This window comes from Brumicola pallidula DSM 14239 = ACAM 615, from assembly GCF_000428905.1.
Classification (GTDB): Bacteria; Pseudomonadota; Gammaproteobacteria; order Enterobacterales; family Alteromonadaceae; genus Glaciecola; species Glaciecola pallidula.
Window position 1 is genome coordinate 173,339 of record NZ_KE386817.1, and the last position, 19,624, is coordinate 192,962.

The window sequence follows — 19,624 nt, forward strand, 5'->3', positions numbered from 1 at the left end:
CAGTAGCGTCCACCACTTTTTGGAATGCACGATGAAATACGCCAACCCATGGTTCAACTACTTCGTAGCGAGCCGTCAGTAGCGTCCACCACCTTTCTTTTCAAGCACTTAGCTTCAAATCTCTGTTCAAATATTAAGCACGAAAAAGTCTGTGGGGCGCCAGTGGGTTTTTTGTGGGACTTTTGTGGGACAATCGGAAATGACTAATCTTCTGTATCTCGCGTCAAACGTGGCCTAAAAAGAATCTCCCGTGGGGCAAAGCTGTTTTAGTTAATATCATCAGTTGGACTAAAATAGTGCACAAGAGATTTTTATAATTTATGAGGTTACTCTATTATTGCACCCGTTATGGCATTATCAACTTATCGAATTAAGATGATTAGAACAAATTTTCGGTAGCTCATGCCAAATTCTGGACGCAACTAGCCCTAGTTCATTCACTAAAGGCTCGTTCTCGCAGTATCCTGTAATTATCGGCTTGCATTTTATGGCGGCCAAGCCTAAACAGATTATTTACAATGCCATGACACAATAGAAATCGTTGTGCTTGGCCTTGTGATTTAAAACGCCGCATTTGCCGTTTTTGTTGTCTACCCGGCTGGTGAGACAATTCACAGCGATTGTTTTCGTATGTTGGGTTGAATGAGCAACGCTGGGCATAACTTCCCTTCTCGCAGCCGAATAGCTGCGCAATTTATCGGTGCCTAACTTTAATGGCGTTGCCTGCTGGCCCTTCAATAACTTTTTAAAGAACTTCATTGCGGTCTTTTTGTTTCTGCGTTTTTGAACGAGAATGTCCAGCTCATCGCCATCTTGATCGACTGCTCGCCAAAGGTAGTGCAAAACACCACTGATCTTAATAGATACCTCATCCAAGTACCACATATCGCCGAGTTGACCGCGCTTCTTCCTGAGCCGATTAGAATATTGGTTACCAACCTTTATGCACTAATTTCTAACGGTCTCGTAACTTACATTGATCCCTCTGGCTGCCAATAATTCTTCAACATCTCTGAAGCTAAGTGTAAATCGATGGTACAGCCAAACTGCAATACTGGAGGAGACCATGTATGACAGTACCTTTATAAAGGATCAATCGGAGAAAACTTCTAGAATAACCCTTGATTCAGCCATTTAAAATCTAGACCATGAAGAGCATGATTGATTACCTAAAATAGAGGTACTCAACGCACATTTTAGAATTTTCACTAAGCAGAATAAGTCAAAGTTACCGGTTAATTCGATTTGCGAATAGAACGTAAACAATGCTTCCCCTTGAAAAAACCAGTTTAGAGACTATAATATGGTCTCCAAGTAATTTATAAAGGTAAAATTATGATACGTTCAATACTAACCGAAAATTCTACAAGTATTTCTGAACTCAAAAAAAATCCTATGGGAGTGATTGATCAGGCAGATGGTTTTCCAGTGGCTGTATTAAACAGAAATCAGCCCGCTTTCTATTGCATCCCAGCAAAAGCTTACGAGGCTTTACTCGACAGACTTGAAGATATCGAACTTGCGGAAATAGTTAAGCAAAGGCTAGGTCAAGAGGAAGTCGAGGTCAACATTGAAGACCTATAGGCTAGTTTTTAAGAGTGATGCCCAGAAAGAGTGGTACAAACTTGATAACACGGTGCGTTTGCAGTTCAAAAAAAAGCTGAAAGAGAGGCTTTTGAATCCTAAAATTGGATCAGCGAAATTGAGCGGATTGGATGACTGCTATAAAATCAAGTTGAGGAGTGCTGGTTATCGCTTGGTTTATCAAGTTAGAGACACCGAACTTGTGGTATCTGTTGTCTCAGTTGGAAAACGCGACAGGAACGCAGTCTATAAGGCCGCAATAAAACGTATTTGATTTTGTATATTTAAAACGAGCGCTTTTTAAGATTACCGCTTTTGTAGAACTAATTTAATCCACGAATTTTGTTTTTTTAAACAATAATAAAGCTATTAAAACAATCATGTCCTACACACTTCAGCTAAGGCGTGAATTTCAATGATATTAAGCTTTTTTCGATTATGACTATTTTCAAGCCCTTATAAGGCGAGGGTCACTGGTTCAACTACTTCGTAGCGAGCCGGCAGTAGCGTCCACCACCCTTCCTTTCAAGTACTTAGTTTTAAATTCAGTAGCTGCAAAATCTTGTTGTTTATAAACCATAAAAACGTTGGCAAAATTACAAAGTCAAACGGCATTGTCGCATTATGGACACGAGACCTATCTTTGAAAGGTGCACGTTGCTTAAGTTTATTCATGATAAAACCACCTAATCGGTAAGTATTGCCATAGTAATATACACATAACCAATTATAGATTTAGAAAATTAAAATAAAATCTCCGAAAATCCACATGTAATAAACGTATACACGATAAAGAAAAAATATAGAACAAAACCAGACTTTTTAATTAAATAATTTTTGCAGAAAGCGCGGTTATTTAATTGAAATTAGTATTGATGTAAAGCGTATCCGCCTTTTAAATGCCCTACATGTTCAAAACCTAAGCGACCCAATGCTTGTGCAGCCAATTGAGAACGACTGCCACTGCGGCAGGCAAGCACGAATTGCACTTGTTTATCTTGTTGATGTTCTCGGGCAAATTGAACTAATCGATTTAAGGGAACATTTATTGCGAATTTTTCATCATGTTGCAATGCATATTCGTGAGCTTCACGAACATCAATTAATTGAATTTTATCCGACTGCTTTATTGCATCGACTAAGCTATTGCTGTCATATTCAACCACTAATGTTTTATGACAATGGTCAAATAGGGCGCCACACATAATTTCACTTCCTGTCTCGTCGAGAATCTGAGTATCCATTATTGACTTTTGGAATGAAAACTCTTCACTATTAATTTCATTATTAACCACTTGAGTCAGTAGTGTATTGCGTGTTGTTTCAGCTGCAATACTAGTGGCAAATTCGTTGTTATAATCATGACTAGGGCAAACTAGGCTCTCGTTCCCTATAAGCGTTTTTAATAATTGTAAACTTGTATACATCGACGGCGCACTGCTCGTCGTAAAGTTCGTTCGGCCGAGACTATCCATTAAAATCAGGTCTCCACAAAACGCATAATGAACAATTAGTCTTTCTGTTGATGTTCTGATTGGTTCGCAAAGTAGAAGACTAATACTGTCATTGGTATGCCCCGGTGTAGGCACTTTAATTAACCATTTGGCGCCAACAGTAATGTATTGGTACTGTTTTCCATGAATTGTTATTACTTGCGCACTTATTGGCCATCCCAGAGCATTAGTCTTTTGAACGGCTAAAAACTTTTTAGCGATTACGCCACGACAGGATTCATGATCTGCGTGGCCATGAGTGTCGATTACTGCGGTTAAAGTGAGTCCTCTACAAGTAAGCAATGTTTGTAAACGTTTCACTAATTCAGGTAGGGGATCGATAAAAATGGCTGATTTAGTTTGTTTGTCGATATATAACCAACTGCAGCTGCCAGCGACTTTAAACTGCAGCAGACCTTCTAGTTCAGCTCCATCAGCTATGATGTTTGAGTCCAGTGTTAAGCAACTTTGACCTAAGGCTTCAGCTGCAAAGACTATTCGTGTGCAAGCATCAATAATTTGTTCTTGAGTTATTGCAGGGCCAAATGACATTCTAATAGCGGACTCACTTTGCCAAGCAGGCAATCCCATCGCGTCCAATACAAAACTGCGAGTAACTGTGGAACTACAAGCAGACCCGGAGCTAACGCGTATGCTCGCTGCGTCAAATAAATCCATGACTTCTTTTGAAGTAAATCTAGGGATAGAAAAATTAATAGTGGTCGGTACTGAATTTTCAAAACTATGATTAAAAACGATATTTGGAAATGCTCGCACTAACGTTGCCACTAATTGCTGACGAAATAAATGAAGTGTTTTTAGTGGCGTAAATTTATATTCACTTTCGCCCAGGAGCACATTAAATATAACGTTTAAAGCTGCTATGCCTGGTAAATTTTCCGTACCTGAGCGTAAACCACTTTCTTGTCCACCTCCGGCGATAAAAGAAGTAAATGGCGAATTTTCTTTGATGTACATAAAACCAATGCCCTTAGGCGCATAAAGTTTATGACCACTAAAGGGTGCGTAGTCGATACTTGTCTTTGCTAGGTCGAGGTCTTGTTTACCCAATGCTTGAACACAATCTACCAACCATAAAGTATTTGGATTGTGGAAGCGGATGGTTTGGTCTAGGAGATTGATGTTTTGATAAACACCTGTTTCGTTATTGACCGCCATAGTGCAAATCATCAATGCATTAGGTACCTCTTTCGCAATAAAATCCAAATCTAGTTGGCCTCTCTCATCCACTGGAATAGCTTTAATGTCGGCGTTTATTTCAAGAATTTCGTTCCAATGTATAAGTGACTCAGGTACTGCTTTATGTTCGGTTGCACCATATAAAAGCGAATATTTCTTGGTTTTATCTAGGGTGTTTTTAGCATGACGTAACGCTGACAAAATTGCGGTCTGAATACCTTCCGTTGCACCACTGGTAAATATAAGATTGCCATTTTCTGCCCCAATGACTTTCTTAGCTTGTTTACGCGTATTATCTATTACTTGTTTTGCTTGAAGCCCAGTAATATGAGAACTACTAGGATTACCAAACAAGGTTTCCATTGCCAATAAGGCCGCTGATGATGCCTGCGGTAAAACTTCAGTTGTGGCGTTGGCATCTAGGTAAATTACACTTAACGGCTGCTGTGGTCCTCTGGATAAATTAATCATGACATTCTCTTAAATTATTTTGTTAACGGTCTCTGCTGAAAGAGTCACCATTAACAACGCTTAACATCCTTTGATCTTTCCACATATGACGTAGTGTTTTTTTCTTATTTGTCTTCCTTCTCGCAATATATTGACATTTTATTTCAATAAATCTGCATTATTTAGAAAATACTTCCATAGTTGCAAATAACTCCGGGTAAAAGTTAAAAGAGAATCATCGCGCTACAGCATTGTAATCTTAGTTTTTTGATTATTGAATGTTCAAAAGAAGCTTACTAATTAGCTAATATTGCGCAATAGCGGGATAAGACCTAAAGAAAGAATTTAGAGGACCGGATTCATCTCTGAAATGAACATTACTTAACAACGTGAAGTTCATCATCAAAGTAGTCTACAAGACTGTCTATCTGCCTAAATCAAACATATAAATAAGTATCAGATAAACCTACATTTTTCGAACACTTTAATGACAGTGGATGGTAAACATATGCTAAGTTCTCAAGAACTAATTTTTAAAAATTTTGAAAGTTACTTCATTAGTGACAAAATCCAATCAAGATCGAGGTTCCGTATTATGATTTTAGCGTTATTAGGCGCATTAGCAATTGGCTTAAGTTTAGGAGTGTTAGGTTCTGGAGGTTCCATTTTAACAGTTCCGGTGCTGATTTATTTTGTTGGGCAGGAAGAAAAAGTAGCCATCGCGGGCTCACTCGCTATCGTAGGCACCATAGCACTAGTGGGTACAATTCCAAATATATACAAAAAGTTAATTGATTGGCAAAATGTCATCTGGTTTGGCATTCCCGGCATAATAGGGACTTACTTAGGCGCTTTTACTACTCAGTATATCCCCGGCATTGCTCAGTTAACGTTGTTCGCCATTATTATGCTTATCGCCTCATATAAAATGCTCAATGCAAAGGAAGTGGTTCAAACCTCCAACGTCACTCGCCCCCGATTTAAAATTATCTTGGATGGCTTTGCCGTAGGCGTAATTACAGGTATTGTTGGTGTGGGCGGTGGTTTTTTGATTGTCCCAGCACTCGTTATTATGGGCGGTTTGAGCATGCGCCGTGCCGTGGCAACTAGCTTGATGATAGTCTCTTTAAAGTCATTTGCAGGATTTTATAAGTACGTGGATGTCTTAGCAGCGCAAAATTTATCTTTGGATTGGAATACTATTTATCTAATTTCAGGTGTAGGAATAGCTGGTTCGTTCTTAGGTAACGCAGTTGCTGGTGTGCTCCCTCAGCAAAAACTAAAACGTTTTTTCGGTTTCTTTTTAATTTTTATGGCTACTTTTATATTGATAAAAACGGTTCCTAAGTTTCTAACTTAGCGAAATACGCCATCAGTATGCATAAACTGTTAATTTGCACGTAAAACTTAACGCTCAATGGACCAGTTTTGGTTGTAAATTAACAGATATGCATCATTTCTCTCCGCCTGTCGGGCTATTATTGCAATTTGCTTCGCATTTCACAAAAATCCAAAAATTTTATTTGCACTACACGAAAAAAAGTAAAATCGTAAATTATTAGTGATAAAAATCAGCGGGTTACCCACCACTTTTATTAAGGCATACTTTATGCTTACTCTACTTTTAGGCGTTTAATATAAAATCTTTATAGATGTTATAAATGAAAAATAAGAACGCTGACACAAATAATTAAAAACCTGAGAGCTGCTGTTTGTAAAATAAAATGAAACCTCGGTCTTCCTAGGTAAAAAATAATTTAATAAATAGAGGTAAAAAATATGAAACATATAAACAAATTACTAATGGTAACTATCCTTCCTGTAATGTTTAATGCACAAGCTGGAATTATACCTGTATTGTTGGATGCAGACCTAAATGGTCAATCAATCTATGCCCATTTTGGTGTCACTTTGGGCCAAGATACGGATGTCGGAGGCAATATGCAGGGCGCAAGCCCAATTACGATTGGCATAAATTCAATCGTGGGCGGTAATGTGCAGGCTGGTACTGTCGTGCTAACTGGCGCCGGCTCCAGCGTAGGTGGTTATATTAAGGCTGGAACTTCTGTCGACACCGGTGTGGGATCGGTAGTAGAAGGTAATATTTATAGTGGAACCACTACAAATACTGGCGGTTCTTCTATTGTTGAAGGTAATATTGAAGCCGGAGGTAAATTTCAATTAGGCGCTTCTGCTGTAACAAACAATTCCGTTTCTGACTTCCTTGCGAATGACCCTGACTATGTGCCACCCTCAGTCACAGAACAAGGAGATCAACTTAGGGTCGTACAAGAAACGCTGAGATTGCTGGGAGTAGGAAACTCGACAGCACTCGATATTACATTCGGTGAAACTAACAGAACGCTCACTTCTGGTATCTATGATAGTCTAAATTATCTAACGATAAGGGCTGGTAGGACTCTCATCCTTGATGGTGAAAATAAAAAGGGTGATTTTCTTTTTAATGTCCATAATTATCTAGATTTTGCGAGCGGTGCAACTGTAAAGCTGGTGAATTTTACGGATAACAGTAAAGTTATTTGGAATGTATTAGGCGACGTAACTGGCACAGCTGGATATATGCAAGCGGCCGCAGGTGTCAGTATTAGGGGCTTTGTTTTTGCACGTGGCTATATTGGTACGGGAGCTGACACCACTATTTTTGGTGTGGGCAATTCTTGTGGTGGAGCAGCTTCAGGGCAACAGAAAGTCGGATTTGGCGCAAGGAATACTATTGGCGCAGTAGGTTGCACTAGTACCTTTGAACCCACCGTCGTTAACTTGCCTGAGCCTAGTTCACTCTGGTTATATAGTGTTACCCTAATCGGTTTAATAGCTACTTACAGACAAAAAAGTTTATAAATTTATATGTTAATCTACCCTCCTAGCGTAATTAAAAGGAACCATAAACCTAATCTGTGCAGCGGGCTTATGGTTCCTTTTGATCCCAACTCAAAAAGATGCGAGCTCTTCGCCACTAATTTATCGTTTTGACTAACTCTGCCAGTCCAGCGTAATTGAACAATGTCTGCAGCCATGAACACATATAGCGAACCAGGGCGACTGCGTATCTTCAACTGATAAATTAAAACAGCGAAGAATGATGGACATTTCTTCCCCAGCTTTTGATACTATTTGAACACAGGAAAATTGCTCGCCGAATTTAAACCAATTATTTAAACGCCGCTAACATGTTAATTGTTTTGAGCGATTTTTTATTATAGATAGCATATGTGCAAAACATTGCACATATGCACTGTTTTTTAAAGCACCGCGCAACCGATACGTCCGCCAGCAGCGCCAGTTGGCTGTGTTGTAAAATCATCTGCCTTTTCATGGATGATGAGAGCCGCACCGTCGTCATCAATCAAAGCAGGAAGACCATAATCGCCCCTGATAGAAACACGTTCATTAACTACAGTAAGCGTGCCCGTACCATCACTTGTAACTTCAATGTTCATCATGTCACCCGCATGAGGACCATCTGGTGACATTGTGCCATGGGAAACGTTAGTTGGATTGAAGTGCCCCCCTGAAGACGTGAAGCCGGGCGCTTCGCACAGGCCTTTTTCATGAAAATGCATCGCGTGGGTTCCTGCACCGTCTAAACCGCTTATGCTTATGGTTACCTGTATTCCGCCTTCAGCTAAGTCGGTTAAAGAAACAGAACCTAAGGTTGTGCCATCTGCCATTTGAATGTCGCGTACAAATGCTTCAGCCTCTGGCATTTCAGTTGAATCAGGCATAACTTCAACCTGTGACATCGCATCAGTCTCCGAGGGATCAGCCTCAGGCGGAGCGGACGGAGTACAAGCTAATATTGTGCAAGCAGAACTTAGAATAAGCGCAGTTTTTATATATGTCATAAAAGATCTCCATTGAAATAATTGTAAATATAATTGCAAGACTAGCATGCAGTCCTATGTTATCACGCCAAGGTTGATAACTCGCAATATTCAGTTCATTAACCTCAAATCCAACAAAATCTATACCCGTTGAATAGATCAGGAATGTCGTTTACTCTCAAGGTCTATCAAGTAGTTTCACCGAAACAATTGGTGGGTCTTGGATTAAAAGGTAATGTATTTGGCGAAGAGCGTCGCAGTGACCAGGTCGATGCTATTGGAGATCTAAAGAAAACACACGTTAGTGACTCAGCTGAAAATTAATATGGATAACATAATGTCAAACAACCCCACATTACTTATTACTGGCGCAGCTAAAAGACTAGGGGCCGAAACTGCACAAATATTCCACGATAATGGCTACGATATTGCGCTGCACTATCGTCAATCAAAAGCACCCGCCCTATTACTAGCAGAAAGACTCAACAATATCCGCGCAAACTCCTGCGAAATTTTCGCTGCTGATTTAGATCAGTTAAATGAAATAGAAAAACTAGCAACTGATACAGTCCAACGCTTTGGCAAAATCGATACGCTAATTAATAACGCGTCGAGTTTTTATCCAACGAAAATAGGCACTGCTACAGAACAGCATTGGAACGACTTAATTAGCAGTAATATGAAAGCACCGTTTTTCTTATCACAGGCTTGCGCTCCATACTTGCAGAAAACCAAGGGATGCATCATTAATATTGTCGATATTTATAGTGAAAAAGCCCTAACTAATCACACCATTTACTGCATGGCTAAAGCGGGGCTTAGTATGATGACCCAATCGCTAGCGCTAGAGTTGGCGCCAAATGTACGCGTTAATGGCGTCTCACCGGGTGCTATTCTGCAGCCCAGCGAAGGCGATTTGGCCATGCCTGACCAGACGACTATACTCGCCAAAATACCATTAGCTAGAACTGGAGAAGCGTCAGACATTGCCAATACAGCATTATTCTTGGCGACAAATGCACCTTATATTAGCGGGCAAATTATATCAGTAGACGGCGGCAGAACTGCAGGCGCTTAAACTATAGAGTCGCGTTTTCATGCCATCAAATCTTAGCCAGCCACATATCTTTTTCATCTAAGTTAAATTCTGTTGCCGTTGTTTGATAGGCTTTATAGTATCCTAGCGAGAGTGAAGCAATCGATAGTCGCAATGGAAGGTTGTGGTGCGTCTCATTAATGAGGACACTAAGGATGAGGACGGAGGTGACAAGTCAGGAAAGAGCAAACCTTAACTGTCGCCTACTTAAGTTGCGGGTGAATTCTTGGAACTTGATACCGCATTAAAATATATGTCAGGGATATCGATGACGCCACAGGCGCCATCGTTGATAAATGTAATCCGCTTCGCTGGGGTTAGGAAAGTGCAGATTTTGCTGCAGCCAACTCGGTTTGGCTGTTGGCAGTGAGTAAATCACCATCAGAAGATTCCCAAAGTAGTTATTCGCTCTGCGATGGTGTCTGTTATGTCGCGCACCGCTTCTACTTGAGGGTAAGGGCCAAATCGAGCAGTGCTGCCATTAGATCGTCTAAAAGTGAACTTTGCCAAAAGTGGCATAAAGCCCCTCTCTGTGACCTAATCACGCTATCAATTACGCAAGCCCTTTGTTAAGCATCAGCAACCGTCTGCGACTTATCTGAGCTGTGTACCATTCCTTCGAATTTCTGAATGTTTTTTATATGCGATTCAACAAACGAATATTGATTAAATACCCTTTATAACTTCAATAAAGATAGCTAAGCGCCCTTAACAGAATACTGATCCCCCATTTATTATGTTGAATTAAATTCAACATAATAAATTGAACCAAAAGGTGAACTCAGATATCGTTTGAAGTCTAATAAAACAAATTCAAAACGAGTGGATCTGCAGCCTCGTTATGCATTATTTAAAGTTTGGAGTTTCTGTGACGGATAAGATAATTGTTCCTTTATCACTGCGCGTATTGAATAGAATAGCAAAACACTATTCAGTGACTGTGGTAGGTATCGTTTTATTTAATGTATGCTCTTTGTTTACTTCAATAATCCTAAAAGATTTTGATTGGTTAGCTGCATCCGGTGGTGTCACAACTATATTTGGTGTATTACTGACAGTCAGTCATTCAGTGCCAAAAACAGATGAAGAGGTTCAGTATTATGTAGCTTCAATATTCCCAAAATCTGGAGATGGGATAATGTCTGAGCTTCCAACAGCAAGAGGAGTTAATCTATCAATTCCTGAAGTTAGTGAGGACAATGAAGCGCTAATGAAGAACACAGCCAAAAAAGTCCTCAAAATTGAGTCAATCGGTGTAACGTTGACTATCATAGGTACTTTACTTTGGGCATATTCTGGTTTTTTAACAAACTTTATATATCCATATAAATGCCTAACAAGTTGTTAAAAAAGGACCAAAAAAGCTTTTTGTTGCTTGTTAGTTACGCGTTGAGGCTCTGATATAAAAACCAGCAGAATAGTATTTGAAGTACATTTGCGCACATTATTAGTGCAAAATCGATCTAATTTAGTGACTTTATTGACTAGTTTTTACATATTTAAATCTTTGAGTTTTGCGACTGCCCTGCACTGCGGGCTTAACAATAATTGTATTTAAAGGTATTGAATTTGCACCAGCAACGCTGACACTTGCAGTCAATCGAAATACCATGGATATTCTTATTGAAAAAAAGCCAAAAGCTGAGTTATATGTTCACTTTAAAGGAACGTCAAAGCCCGAGTTAATTTTTGCACTGGCCAAGACTTAATCAATTGACCGCTAACCCTCATATTATTGCGGAGATGCTAGTAAAAAACATGTAGGCGTTTGGCGAAGAAGGCTTGTTGTATTTGGAAACATAAGTAAGTGCCAGTAATTTTTTAGACCCAAATGTAAAGTCTATTCCCAAACAAGAAGCGGTTAATATTTACCGTAAACGACTCGTCCAAAAAGATGCCAAAGAAACAGGAGTCACCGTTAGGCTGCCAAAAGCAGTGCTGCGCTTTTTACCAAAGGCTGAAAAACAAGCCCTACTTAACCCGTTCAACAGTAAGATGGCAACCTTTACTCAAGGCCTTAAAGAAGATGGAAAGTTTGATCTAAAATCGATTCAAACCCGGCATTTTATCTGTAATAACTATGCCATTTGTATAAACGATAAAGTTAAGTAAGCTTGAGTCTTGGCGATGCACTTAGTGCCCGCGTGAAGCGAAAAACCAGAGATGTTAGCTAATTGACCATAGCAATGCAGATCGAACGCTAGGCGCTCAAAGCGCTGTATCAAGAAGCATCATCAGCACAAATCCAATTATAAGCCCACCCGTTGCCCAGCTTTCATGCCCGGCGCGATGGGATTCGGGGATCATTTCATGACTGATCACAAACAGCATAGCACCTGCCGCAATTGCCAATCCCCAAGGCAGAAGATGAGTCGAAAGGCCGATCAATGCGACGCCCAACACGGCCGCAATAGGCTCCACTAAACCAGAAAAAACACCAACGCCAAGGGCTGCGCCTTTACTGTAACCAACGCTCATCAAGGCCAAAGCCACCACAAAGCCTTCGGGAATATCCTGTATCGCAATACCCACCGCTAGGGCTTTTGCACCCACCAGATCCGGCCCGGCAAATGAAACACCAATCGCCATGCCTTCAGGAAAGTTGTGCAACACGATTGCCGTGACAAAAAGCCAAACCCGCTTGAGCTTTGTTGCCTGCTCGATATTGACTTCAGATCGGGCGCCACCTTCAAGGCCTTTCACAAAATGCTCATGCGGCACAAACCGCTCAATCATAAGCAAACCCAGAGCGCCCAGTATGATGCCACCGCCAACAATGCCCCCAGCCAGCCAGGAGCCTGCACCCTGATCAGCAGCAGTATCCAGTGCCGGTATAATCAATGAAAACGACGTTGCTGCCAGCATCACTCCCGCGCCAAACCCCATTAGCGTATCGATAAAGCGCTGCGAAAGCTGGCGCGTTAAAAGCGCTGGGATCGTACCCAGCGCAGTTGCCGCAGCGGCAAGCATGCCACCTAGCAGCGCGCCCGTCATGTGCGGGTCATTCGCCGCTAAGCGCGAGTATATGCCGGGCAACAACGCGACGAAACCACCGATAAGAATCGCCAGAACTAACCAATATCGCAATGCCATAAACTCACCTTAGGTTGATAGTATCGCGGATGTGCATGTAACAAGAATAAACCACATACCTGATCGATTCAACAGGGTCTGATTTTGCTGGTCCTGGCAACTTTACCGGTTTCCTTAGAATGACAGCTTATACATTTTCAGTATTTTCCTTAGGTTTTGCATACGCTGCATTGTCTGTATTGGCTTGGAAACAGGGCGTCATTTACGTCACTTTTTACCTGTACAGGCAAAATAGCGTTAATTAACTATCTATTACAAACAGCCGTTGGCGTGACTATATTTTATCTTTGCTAGATACCATCTATGTTCTTATTGCACTGCTTTAGTGGTAATGTATGTTTTAAGTTCTCCTGTAATAATCAACTAATAAGTGGTCATAAACGATATGAGTAAATTACTTAACTGGTTTGCAGTGCTAAGTGCGTTAGGATTTCCACTTGCGCTGGTCGGATTTAGACTGGGTCTATACGAATTTGGAACAAGTTTTAAGATTTTAAACTATTCTTTTTATTTGGCAGTTGCGGTGCTTTTAGTCGGCCTTGTTCTGTTTTTTGTGCATCGGCGCTCTAAACCAACGAGCAGTCGAAGCGCCATGATAGCGGTAGCAATAAGTGTAATTCCAATTGTAGGCTTGGGTTCTCAGGTATTTGTCGCAAGTTCGGTACCCGCAATTCATAACATTTCTACTGATATTGTCGACCCTCCTCAGTTTCGCGCAATTGTTGATCTTCGCGGCGCAGGCACGAATCCTCTGGCATATACTATTGAGAACGGCAATCTAGGTGAAATTCAGAGAAATGCATACCCAGATATTAAAACAATTACCGCAAATATCGACATAGCTAACGCCTTTGATAAAGCTGTTTTTGTCGCCGATAGTTTAGGTTGGGACATCGTCAATAAAAACATAGGTGGGAAAACCGTCAATAAAAATCAAGCCAATGAGGGCATCATCGAAGCGACACAAACAACCACTTTATGGCAATTTAAGGATGACATCGTTATTAGACTGCGGTCAAATTCGCAAACGCCAGATGCTACATATATCGATTTGCGCTCAGTGTCGAGGATTGGTCAGAGTGATTTGGGCGCCAATGCGAAAAGAATTCAACGCTTTATAGACCAATTCAATAGCTAAAAATGCATCTGCAAATAGCGGGTGTAGATCAAAACAAGTCATTTGCAACAAGGTAATCAGTGCGGCCCTAACATTAAGATCGTCTTGACGTTTGGCTCAACTTCAACACGGGTGATATTCATACAGAGCTGACATTTATGCAAAATTGCAACTAACAGAAGCGTTATCGGGCAGTTTGGGTAAAAACGATAGGTCGTTTTATAATTATTTGAAAGAATAATTTCCTAATAAGGGTCTACTAAGCCAAGCTACTGCCTGCAGCAACACTGTTTGTCTATGATCACTTAATGTCAGACAGCGTATTGATACTGTTTTAACTAATTACATGGATTTATCAAATATGCGACGAAATTCGTCTACACCGCGCCACTCGCTTGTTGCGCTATCTATCCTGCTTTCACTTTTTTGTTTTACAGTCGCGGCTCAGCAAACAACAGAAGCGTCAATTGAAGTTATTAAGGTCACTGATAGCGGGTCTAATGCGAGTTTAATGTCACCTAAAGAGGCTTTAATCAATGGACCTTTTGGCGATGGCTTAACCATCGAAGATATTCCACGTTCAATAACCCCCATCTCGGCTCAAATGATGGAAGCACTGAATATCACGACCTTGCAAGATATTTTAGCCGTTAGCCCAAATACTTATGCTGCGACAGGTTTTGGCGCTCCTAGCCTACCAACAATCAGAGGACAATTAGGCGAATTACTGCAAGACGGCGTGAGACGTCAAGCAGGTAACAATGGCTTTGGTGTGCCGCTATCATTCAACGCAATTGAACAAATTGACGTTGTAAAAGGACCACCTCCAGTATTATTTGGCACCAGTCAACGCAACGGTGGGTTTGTTAATTTACAGTCTAAACGAGCATCAATCACCGAACAAGACAGTCAATTTTCTGTTTCAGCAGGCAGATGGGATAGTTATCGCGCCCAAATAGATACGTCAATGGTGTTAGTTAAAAATAAAAGCGGCTTGCGGCTAAGCTATGAGCGTATCGACAATGGTGACTTTTATGATTTCAGCTCATATCAAAGCGACAGCTTGTATGGAGCACTTCTATTCGTGCCAGACTCCGACAGCAGCTGGAATATTAACTTTGAATATTATGATGTGCAGTTTACTGACAACGCAGGTATAAATCGACCTACCCAAAATCTGATTGATAATGGCTTGTATATCACAGGCCAAGGCGTTCAAGCTAACGGCAGCTTCATTCCTGGCGCTGGCGCAATCATCTCACCGACGGCGCAAATTGTCATCGACAGAAGTCGAGTATTCACAGACCCAGATAATATCAACAATGCGACAACCTTCTTAATGCACAGCATCTACCGACGTCAACTTAACGATAGAATAAACCTAAAAAACACCACCTATTATCAACACCTTGAGCGTGAAGGAATTGCCCAAAATAGTTTTGTAGAAATTATTGATGCTGCTAAAACTGCGCAAAACCGCACCGAATTAGCATACAGTTGGAACGACAATCAACAAAGCATATTGGCAATTGATGTTCGCTATAATAGTGTACTTGGCTATAGTCAATTTACCACAGAAGCCGATGCTCCAATCGACCTAACTGGCCCTATCACAAACCGGCGCATCCCACTGACAAATACACAACAAGACCGCTTAGTCGAGCTACGTCCTGGTGTATTTGTTTCGCCCGGTGGGCAATACGATATTAATGGTGACGGCATGGGTGACTTTTCCCTATCAGACACCACTGATTCAAGCAGCTTACAAACCGGTTTGGCCGTGCAGCACGACAGCAAATGGACTGACGACCTCAGCACAAGTATCGGCTTGCGACTTGATTATTACGATGTTAACGCCCAAGACCCCATTGCGCCGCGGGGACAAATTGCTGCTTACGACAGTATTAATGATATGCTGCTCTCTAGGCAAATTAGCGTGACTTACACTATTACTCCTTCGTTAACCTCATATCTTGCCACCAGTTACAATGAAGCCACTTCAAACAGCATGGCAGGAGGCAATACCTTGAGTGGTGATAACACCATTAGCGAGCTAAATTTTGCCACCGATAATAGTTTATTTGAAGTGGGTCTAAAGTATGCACCCGACGACAGCGGATGGTATATAGATGGCGCTTGGTTTAATCAAAAGAGAAGCCAGAGAAACCGAGATGGCAGCAACACAGGAATTCGTTCAACAGGTTTAGAAGTGCAAGCCTTTTATAGCGCCGAGCGCTTTTGGCTCAACGCCGGATATACTTACGTAGATGTGCGTTACGACAACAGCGGAGCAAGCCAAGAATCTCGACAGGTAGCCGATGCTTTTGACAACTCCCGCCCTGATATTATTCAAGGAACGGCCTTAGGCTCGCCTAACTTCACGCCATTTCCAGAATCAACTAATCGGCTACAAGGGATCCCGCAGCAAAGCTTAGGGTTAAGCGCAGGTGTTAACATCAAAGAGCACTGGACCATAGGTTTCTCGGGCATCTACACAAAGAGTTACCCCTTAGATTTTTTAGCAACGGTGATGATCCGCGATCAGGTTACCCTCAATGTGAATACTCGTTATATGTTTAGTGAGCGGTTAGCCCTTCGTTTTGCACTTACTAATATTACCAATGAAAAAAATTGGCGACCGGTTTTCGAAGGCGGATTTTTTGGCTCAACATTAGTCTTTCCAGAACTGCCCATTCATGGCGAAGTGAAGCTGACCTACTCATTTTAAGGAAGTAACAACATGTTTAAAAAAATTACCGTAGTCGTCGTTTTAGCGGCTTTAATCGCAAGCTTTTTCTATTTCAATTTGAATACCTACCTCACTTTGGAAGGTCTTAAGAGCTCCATTGACGACTTCAGGCAATGGCGCGATGCTTCTCCTGTCTTAGTATTAGGCGGTTTCTTCTTTATATATGTTATAGTTACCGCGCTTTCATTACCTGGCGCGGCCATACTGACCATCACTGCTGGTGCGCTATTTGGATTAGTTGAAGGTCTGCTGCTCGCCTCTTTCGCTTCAAGCGTCGGTGCATTATTAGCCTTCTTAGTATCTCGCTATATATTAAGAGAGACCATAAAAAGAAAATTTCCTGAACGCTTATCTTCGATAGATAAAGGCATGGCTTCACAAGGCCCTTTCTATTTGTTTACACTGCGCCTAGTCCCCCTCTTTCCGTTCTTTTTAATTAACCTGCTAATGGGCTTAACCTCAATTAAATCATGGACCTTTTATTGGGTCAGTCAAATAGGCATGCTGGCCGGTACTCTTGTGTATGTAAACGCAGGCACGCAGCTTGCTCAACTCGATAGCTTGCAAGGTATCTTATCGTTCGACCTTATCCTTTCCTTTGTTTTGTTGGGTATTTTCCCACTAATAGCCAAAACGATTATTAACATAATAAAAAAACAGCGGGTGTATAAAGATTGGAACAAACCAAAAAGTTTCGACCGCAATTTAATTGTGATTGGCGCGGGTGCGGGCGGTTTAGTGACGAGTTATATTGCCGCCGCCGTGAAAGCCAAAGTGACGTTGATTGAAGCTGGCGAAATGGGGGGCGATTGCTTAAACTACGGCTGCGTGCCCAGTAAAGCCATCATTAAGAGTGCAAAAGTACTCAGCCAATTCCAGCAAGCAGAAAAATACGGCTTCGACGAGGCCAAAGTGAGCTTTTCATTTGCTAAGGTCATGCAGCGCGTGCACGATATTGTTGCTCAAATAGCCCCGCATGACAGCGTTGAACGCTATACTAAGCTAGGCGTAGAAGTTATTAAAGGATATGCTAGCTTTGTCGATCCTTGGACCGTAGAAATTGCTTTAAATGATGGTAGTAAACAACGCTTAAGCGCCCGTAATATCGTTATTGCTGCAGGCGCACGCCCCTTTGTACCGCCGTTACCGGGCATTGATGATTCTGCTTATGTTACCAGCGACACCATGTGGACAGAGTTTGCAAAACTGCAAGAGGCTCCTAAAAAACTGGTGGTGCTGGGTGGCGGTCCTATTGGCTGTGAACTTGCACAAGCATTTGCCCGATTAGGCTCTGAAGTTTCCCAGATTGAACTTGCCAAACGTATAATGACAAAAGAAGACGAAGAGGTTTCTGACTTCGCCATGCAAAGCCTTCAGGACAGCGGTGTGAATGTGTTAACCGAGCACGAAGCATTGCGCTTTGAGCAACATGATGGCAAAAGATTCATCATCGTGAAGCACGATCAAAAAGAACTTTCGATAGAATACGATCAGTTGATTTGTGCAGTTGGCCGCGCCGCTCGTCTAGAAGGTTACGGTTTGGATGTTTTGGGTATTGAAAGCGGTCGTACAATTAGTACTAATGAATTTTTAGAAACCAAATACCCGAATATTTTAGCTGCTGGCGATATTGTTGGACCTTATCAGTTTACGCATGTTGCAGCTCATCAAGGTTGGTATGCAGCGGTTAACAGTCTATTTGGGAATTTTAAAAAGTTTAAGGTCGATTATCGCGTAATCCCATGGGTTACATTCATCGACCCTGAAGTTGCCCGAGTAGGTATTAATGAGCAAGAAGCCATTCAACAACAAATTGAGTATGAGGTAACGCGTTATGACTTTGAAGAGCTCGACAGGGCCATTACCGAAAGCGCAAACAAAGGCTTTATAAAAGTAATTACGTCAAAAGGCAAAGACAAAATCTTAGGAGTGACGGTCATTTCAGAGCATGCTGGCGACTTAATAGCTGAATTTGTTTTAGCCATGAAACACGGTCTTGGTCTTGAAAAAATCTTGGGTACCATTCATAGCTATCCGACCTGGGCTGAGGCTAATAAATCTGCTGCTGGTGAATGGAAACGGGCGCATGCTCCCGAAGCAGTGCTCAGATTACTCGAGAAGTACCATACGTTCATAAGAAGATAATGATATGCACACATTGAGAGGTCCGACGGTAACAACTTCGCGAGTAAAAGGCTATGCAATAGCGAGCATTATTTTACACGCCATTTTTACCCCTTTAGTTGAAGCAAAAACGCTCCATGAAAGCTGGAATACCTTGTTAGCTGAGCACGTAATTCCAATCAATCAGGGCCATAGTACCGCAGTAGATTACACCGGTTTTTTAGCACAACGAAGTCAGCTAAAGGCTTATCTTAACGAGCTCGAACAAATCAGTCTCTCAGACTTCAGTCAGTGGAGTGATGCCAAGCAATTAGCGTTTTTAATAAATGCTTATAACGCATGGACAGTAGAACTTATTTTAACTGAGTATCCTGATGTTAAATCCATTAGAGATTTAGGTAGCTTCTTTCGGTCGCCTTGGGAAAGGTCTTTTATTACTTTACTAGGGCATACTTATAGTCTTGATGACATAGAGCACGAACTCATCAGAGGCGGCAATAAATATAAAGAGCCGCGTATTCATTTCGCTGTCAATTGCGCTAGTATAGGCTGCCCAGCGCTGCGTGAAGAGGCTTACGATGCTGACCAGCTTGACACCCAGTTGGAACAGCAAACGCAAAGGTTCTTATCCGATAAAAGCCGAAACTATGTGCAGGATAAGCAACTGTATTTGTCGTCAATATTCAAATGGTACAAAGGCGATTTTGAAAAAGAGTTCAGAGGAGCAAATAGCGTTGAGTCATTTTTACTATTGTATCCTGAGTCACTCGACTTGACTGCCGAGCAAAGGGCTAAATTGAAGAATAAAAAGATGACAATCACTTACTCAGACTATAATTGGCAGTTAAACGATGTGAAAAAATAGGCTGGATA

At 41.5% G+C, this 19,624-nt stretch carries 15 protein-coding genes and 1 pseudogene; 12 read left to right on the plus strand and 4 right to left on the minus strand.

Translation table 11 applies throughout. The annotated features are described in order from the left end of the window. Positions 1-433 precede the first annotated feature (433 nt). Positions 434-1,068, minus strand: a pseudogene (locus tag G399_RS23045) (IS6 family transposase). Between the two features lie 267 nt (positions 1,069-1,335). On the opposite strand from G399_RS23045, the gene G399_RS0118575 reads away from it, so the two are divergent. After that, positions 1,336-1,584 carry a type II toxin-antitoxin system Phd/YefM family antitoxin gene (locus G399_RS0118575; RefSeq protein WP_006014485.1) on the plus strand — a complete coding sequence of 83 codons (249 nt, stop codon included), beginning with the start codon at positions 1,336-1,338 and terminating at the stop codon, positions 1,582-1,584. Beyond that, positions 1,571-1,858, plus strand: coding sequence for a type II toxin-antitoxin system RelE family toxin (locus tag G399_RS0118580; RefSeq protein ID WP_026843882.1), 288 nt, complete (start codon positions 1,571-1,573; stop codon positions 1,856-1,858). The genes G399_RS0118575 and G399_RS0118580 overlap by 14 nt, the downstream gene beginning before the upstream one ends. 592 nt (positions 1,859-2,450) lie before the next feature. Here G399_RS0118580 and G399_RS0118590 read toward each other — a convergent pair. Further along, positions 2,451-4,748 carry an aminotransferase class V-fold PLP-dependent enzyme gene (locus tag G399_RS0118590; protein WP_006014490.1) on the minus strand — a complete coding sequence of 766 codons (2,298 nt, stop codon included), beginning with the start codon at positions 4,746-4,748 and terminating at the stop codon, positions 2,451-2,453. Between the two features lie 574 nt (positions 4,749-5,322). Between G399_RS0118590 and G399_RS0118595 the strand changes: the two genes are divergently transcribed. Next, positions 5,323-6,087 carry a sulfite exporter TauE/SafE family protein gene (locus G399_RS0118595; RefSeq protein WP_006014493.1) on the plus strand — a complete coding sequence of 255 codons (765 nt, stop codon included), beginning with the start codon at positions 5,323-5,325 and terminating at the stop codon, positions 6,085-6,087. Positions 6,088-6,506: 419 nt separating this feature from the next. Continuing rightward, complete coding sequence (locus G399_RS0118600; protein WP_006014494.1) at positions 6,507-7,589, plus strand: ice-binding family protein; 1,083 nt, start codon at positions 6,507-6,509, stop codon at positions 7,587-7,589. A gap of 401 nt (positions 7,590-7,990) precedes the next feature. Here the strand turns inward: G399_RS0118600 and G399_RS0118605 are convergent, their stop codons facing one another. Beyond that, positions 7,991-8,593 carry a superoxide dismutase family protein gene (locus G399_RS0118605; protein ID WP_034897704.1) on the minus strand — a complete coding sequence of 201 codons (603 nt, stop codon included), beginning with the start codon at positions 8,591-8,593 and terminating at the stop codon, positions 7,991-7,993. A 144-nt stretch (positions 8,594-8,737) separates the two neighbouring features. On the opposite strand from G399_RS0118605, the gene G399_RS22135 reads away from it, so the two are divergent. The 3 genes from G399_RS22135 to G399_RS0118620 all read left to right on the plus strand — a co-directional run bounded on the left by G399_RS22135 (position 8,738) and on the right by G399_RS0118620 (position 11,016). Further along, positions 8,738-8,896 (plus strand): hypothetical protein, encoded by a 159-nt coding sequence (locus G399_RS22135; protein WP_006014499.1) that lies wholly within the window; start codon positions 8,738-8,740, stop codon positions 8,894-8,896. 13 nt (positions 8,897-8,909) lie between these two features. Then, entirely contained in the window at positions 8,910-9,650 is a 741-nt protein-coding gene (locus tag G399_RS0118615) for a pteridine reductase (protein WP_006014502.1), read from the plus strand. Between the two features lie 886 nt (positions 9,651-10,536). Further along, a complete protein-coding gene (locus G399_RS0118620; protein WP_006014505.1) occupies positions 10,537-11,016 on the plus strand; it encodes a hypothetical protein in 480 nt (159 codons plus the stop codon). Between the two features lie 860 nt (positions 11,017-11,876). Here G399_RS0118620 and G399_RS0118640 read toward each other — a convergent pair. Further along, entirely contained in the window at positions 11,877-12,761 is an 885-nt protein-coding gene (locus tag G399_RS0118640; RefSeq protein WP_006014512.1) for a ZIP family metal transporter, read from the minus strand. Positions 12,762-12,917: 156 nt separating this feature from the next. On the opposite strand from G399_RS0118640, the gene G399_RS23050 reads away from it, so the two are divergent. From G399_RS23050 to G399_RS0118660, 5 genes are all read left to right on the plus strand, one after another. After that, positions 12,918-13,055: a DUF418 domain-containing protein gene (locus G399_RS23050; protein WP_081585850.1), complete on the plus strand. Its 138-nt coding sequence runs from the start codon at positions 12,918-12,920 to the stop codon at positions 13,053-13,055. Between the two features lie 91 nt (positions 13,056-13,146). After that, positions 13,147-13,899 carry a DUF1499 domain-containing protein gene (locus tag G399_RS0118645; RefSeq protein WP_006014517.1) on the plus strand — a complete coding sequence of 251 codons (753 nt, stop codon included), beginning with the start codon at positions 13,147-13,149 and terminating at the stop codon, positions 13,897-13,899. A gap of 340 nt (positions 13,900-14,239) precedes the next feature. Continuing rightward, entirely contained in the window at positions 14,240-16,606 is a 2,367-nt protein-coding gene (locus tag G399_RS0118650; RefSeq protein ID WP_006014519.1) for a TonB-dependent receptor, read from the plus strand. A 12-nt stretch (positions 16,607-16,618) separates the two neighbouring features. Next, positions 16,619-18,772, plus strand: a complete 2,154-nt coding sequence (locus G399_RS0118655) for an FAD-dependent oxidoreductase (RefSeq protein WP_006014521.1) — start codon at positions 16,619-16,621, stop codon at positions 18,770-18,772. A 4-nt stretch (positions 18,773-18,776) separates the two neighbouring features. Beyond that, positions 18,777-19,616 (plus strand): DUF547 domain-containing protein, encoded by an 840-nt coding sequence (locus G399_RS0118660; protein WP_006014523.1) that lies wholly within the window; start codon positions 18,777-18,779, stop codon positions 19,614-19,616. The last annotated feature ends 8 nt before the right edge of the window (positions 19,617-19,624 follow it).

Coding starts and splice junctions, on each gene's coding strand:
- G399_RS0118575 (WP_006014485.1), top strand. CDS start 1,336: ATGATACGTTCAATACTAACCGAAAATTCTACAAGTATTTCTGAACTC.
- G399_RS0118590 (WP_006014490.1), bottom strand. CDS start 4,748: ATGATTAATTTATCCAGAGGACCACAGCAGCCGTTAAGTGTAATTTAC.
- G399_RS0118595 (WP_006014493.1), top strand. CDS start 5,323: ATGATTTTAGCGTTATTAGGCGCATTAGCAATTGGCTTAAGTTTAGGA.
- G399_RS0118600 (WP_006014494.1), top strand. CDS start 6,507: ATGAAACATATAAACAAATTACTAATGGTAACTATCCTTCCTGTAATG.
- G399_RS0118605 (WP_034897704.1), bottom strand. CDS start 8,593: ATGACATATATAAAAACTGCGCTTATTCTAAGTTCTGCTTGCACAATA.
- G399_RS22135 (WP_006014499.1), top strand. CDS start 8,738: ATGTCGTTTACTCTCAAGGTCTATCAAGTAGTTTCACCGAAACAATTG.
- G399_RS0118615 (WP_006014502.1), top strand. CDS start 8,910: ATGTCAAACAACCCCACATTACTTATTACTGGCGCAGCTAAAAGACTA.
- G399_RS0118640 (WP_006014512.1), bottom strand. CDS start 12,761: ATGGCATTGCGATATTGGTTAGTTCTGGCGATTCTTATCGGTGGTTTC.
- G399_RS0118645 (WP_006014517.1), top strand. CDS start 13,147: ATGAGTAAATTACTTAACTGGTTTGCAGTGCTAAGTGCGTTAGGATTT.
- G399_RS0118650 (WP_006014519.1), top strand. CDS start 14,240: ATGCGACGAAATTCGTCTACACCGCGCCACTCGCTTGTTGCGCTATCT.
- G399_RS0118655 (WP_006014521.1), top strand. CDS start 16,619: ATGTTTAAAAAAATTACCGTAGTCGTCGTTTTAGCGGCTTTAATCGCA.
- G399_RS0118660 (WP_006014523.1), top strand. CDS start 18,777: ATGCACACATTGAGAGGTCCGACGGTAACAACTTCGCGAGTAAAAGGC.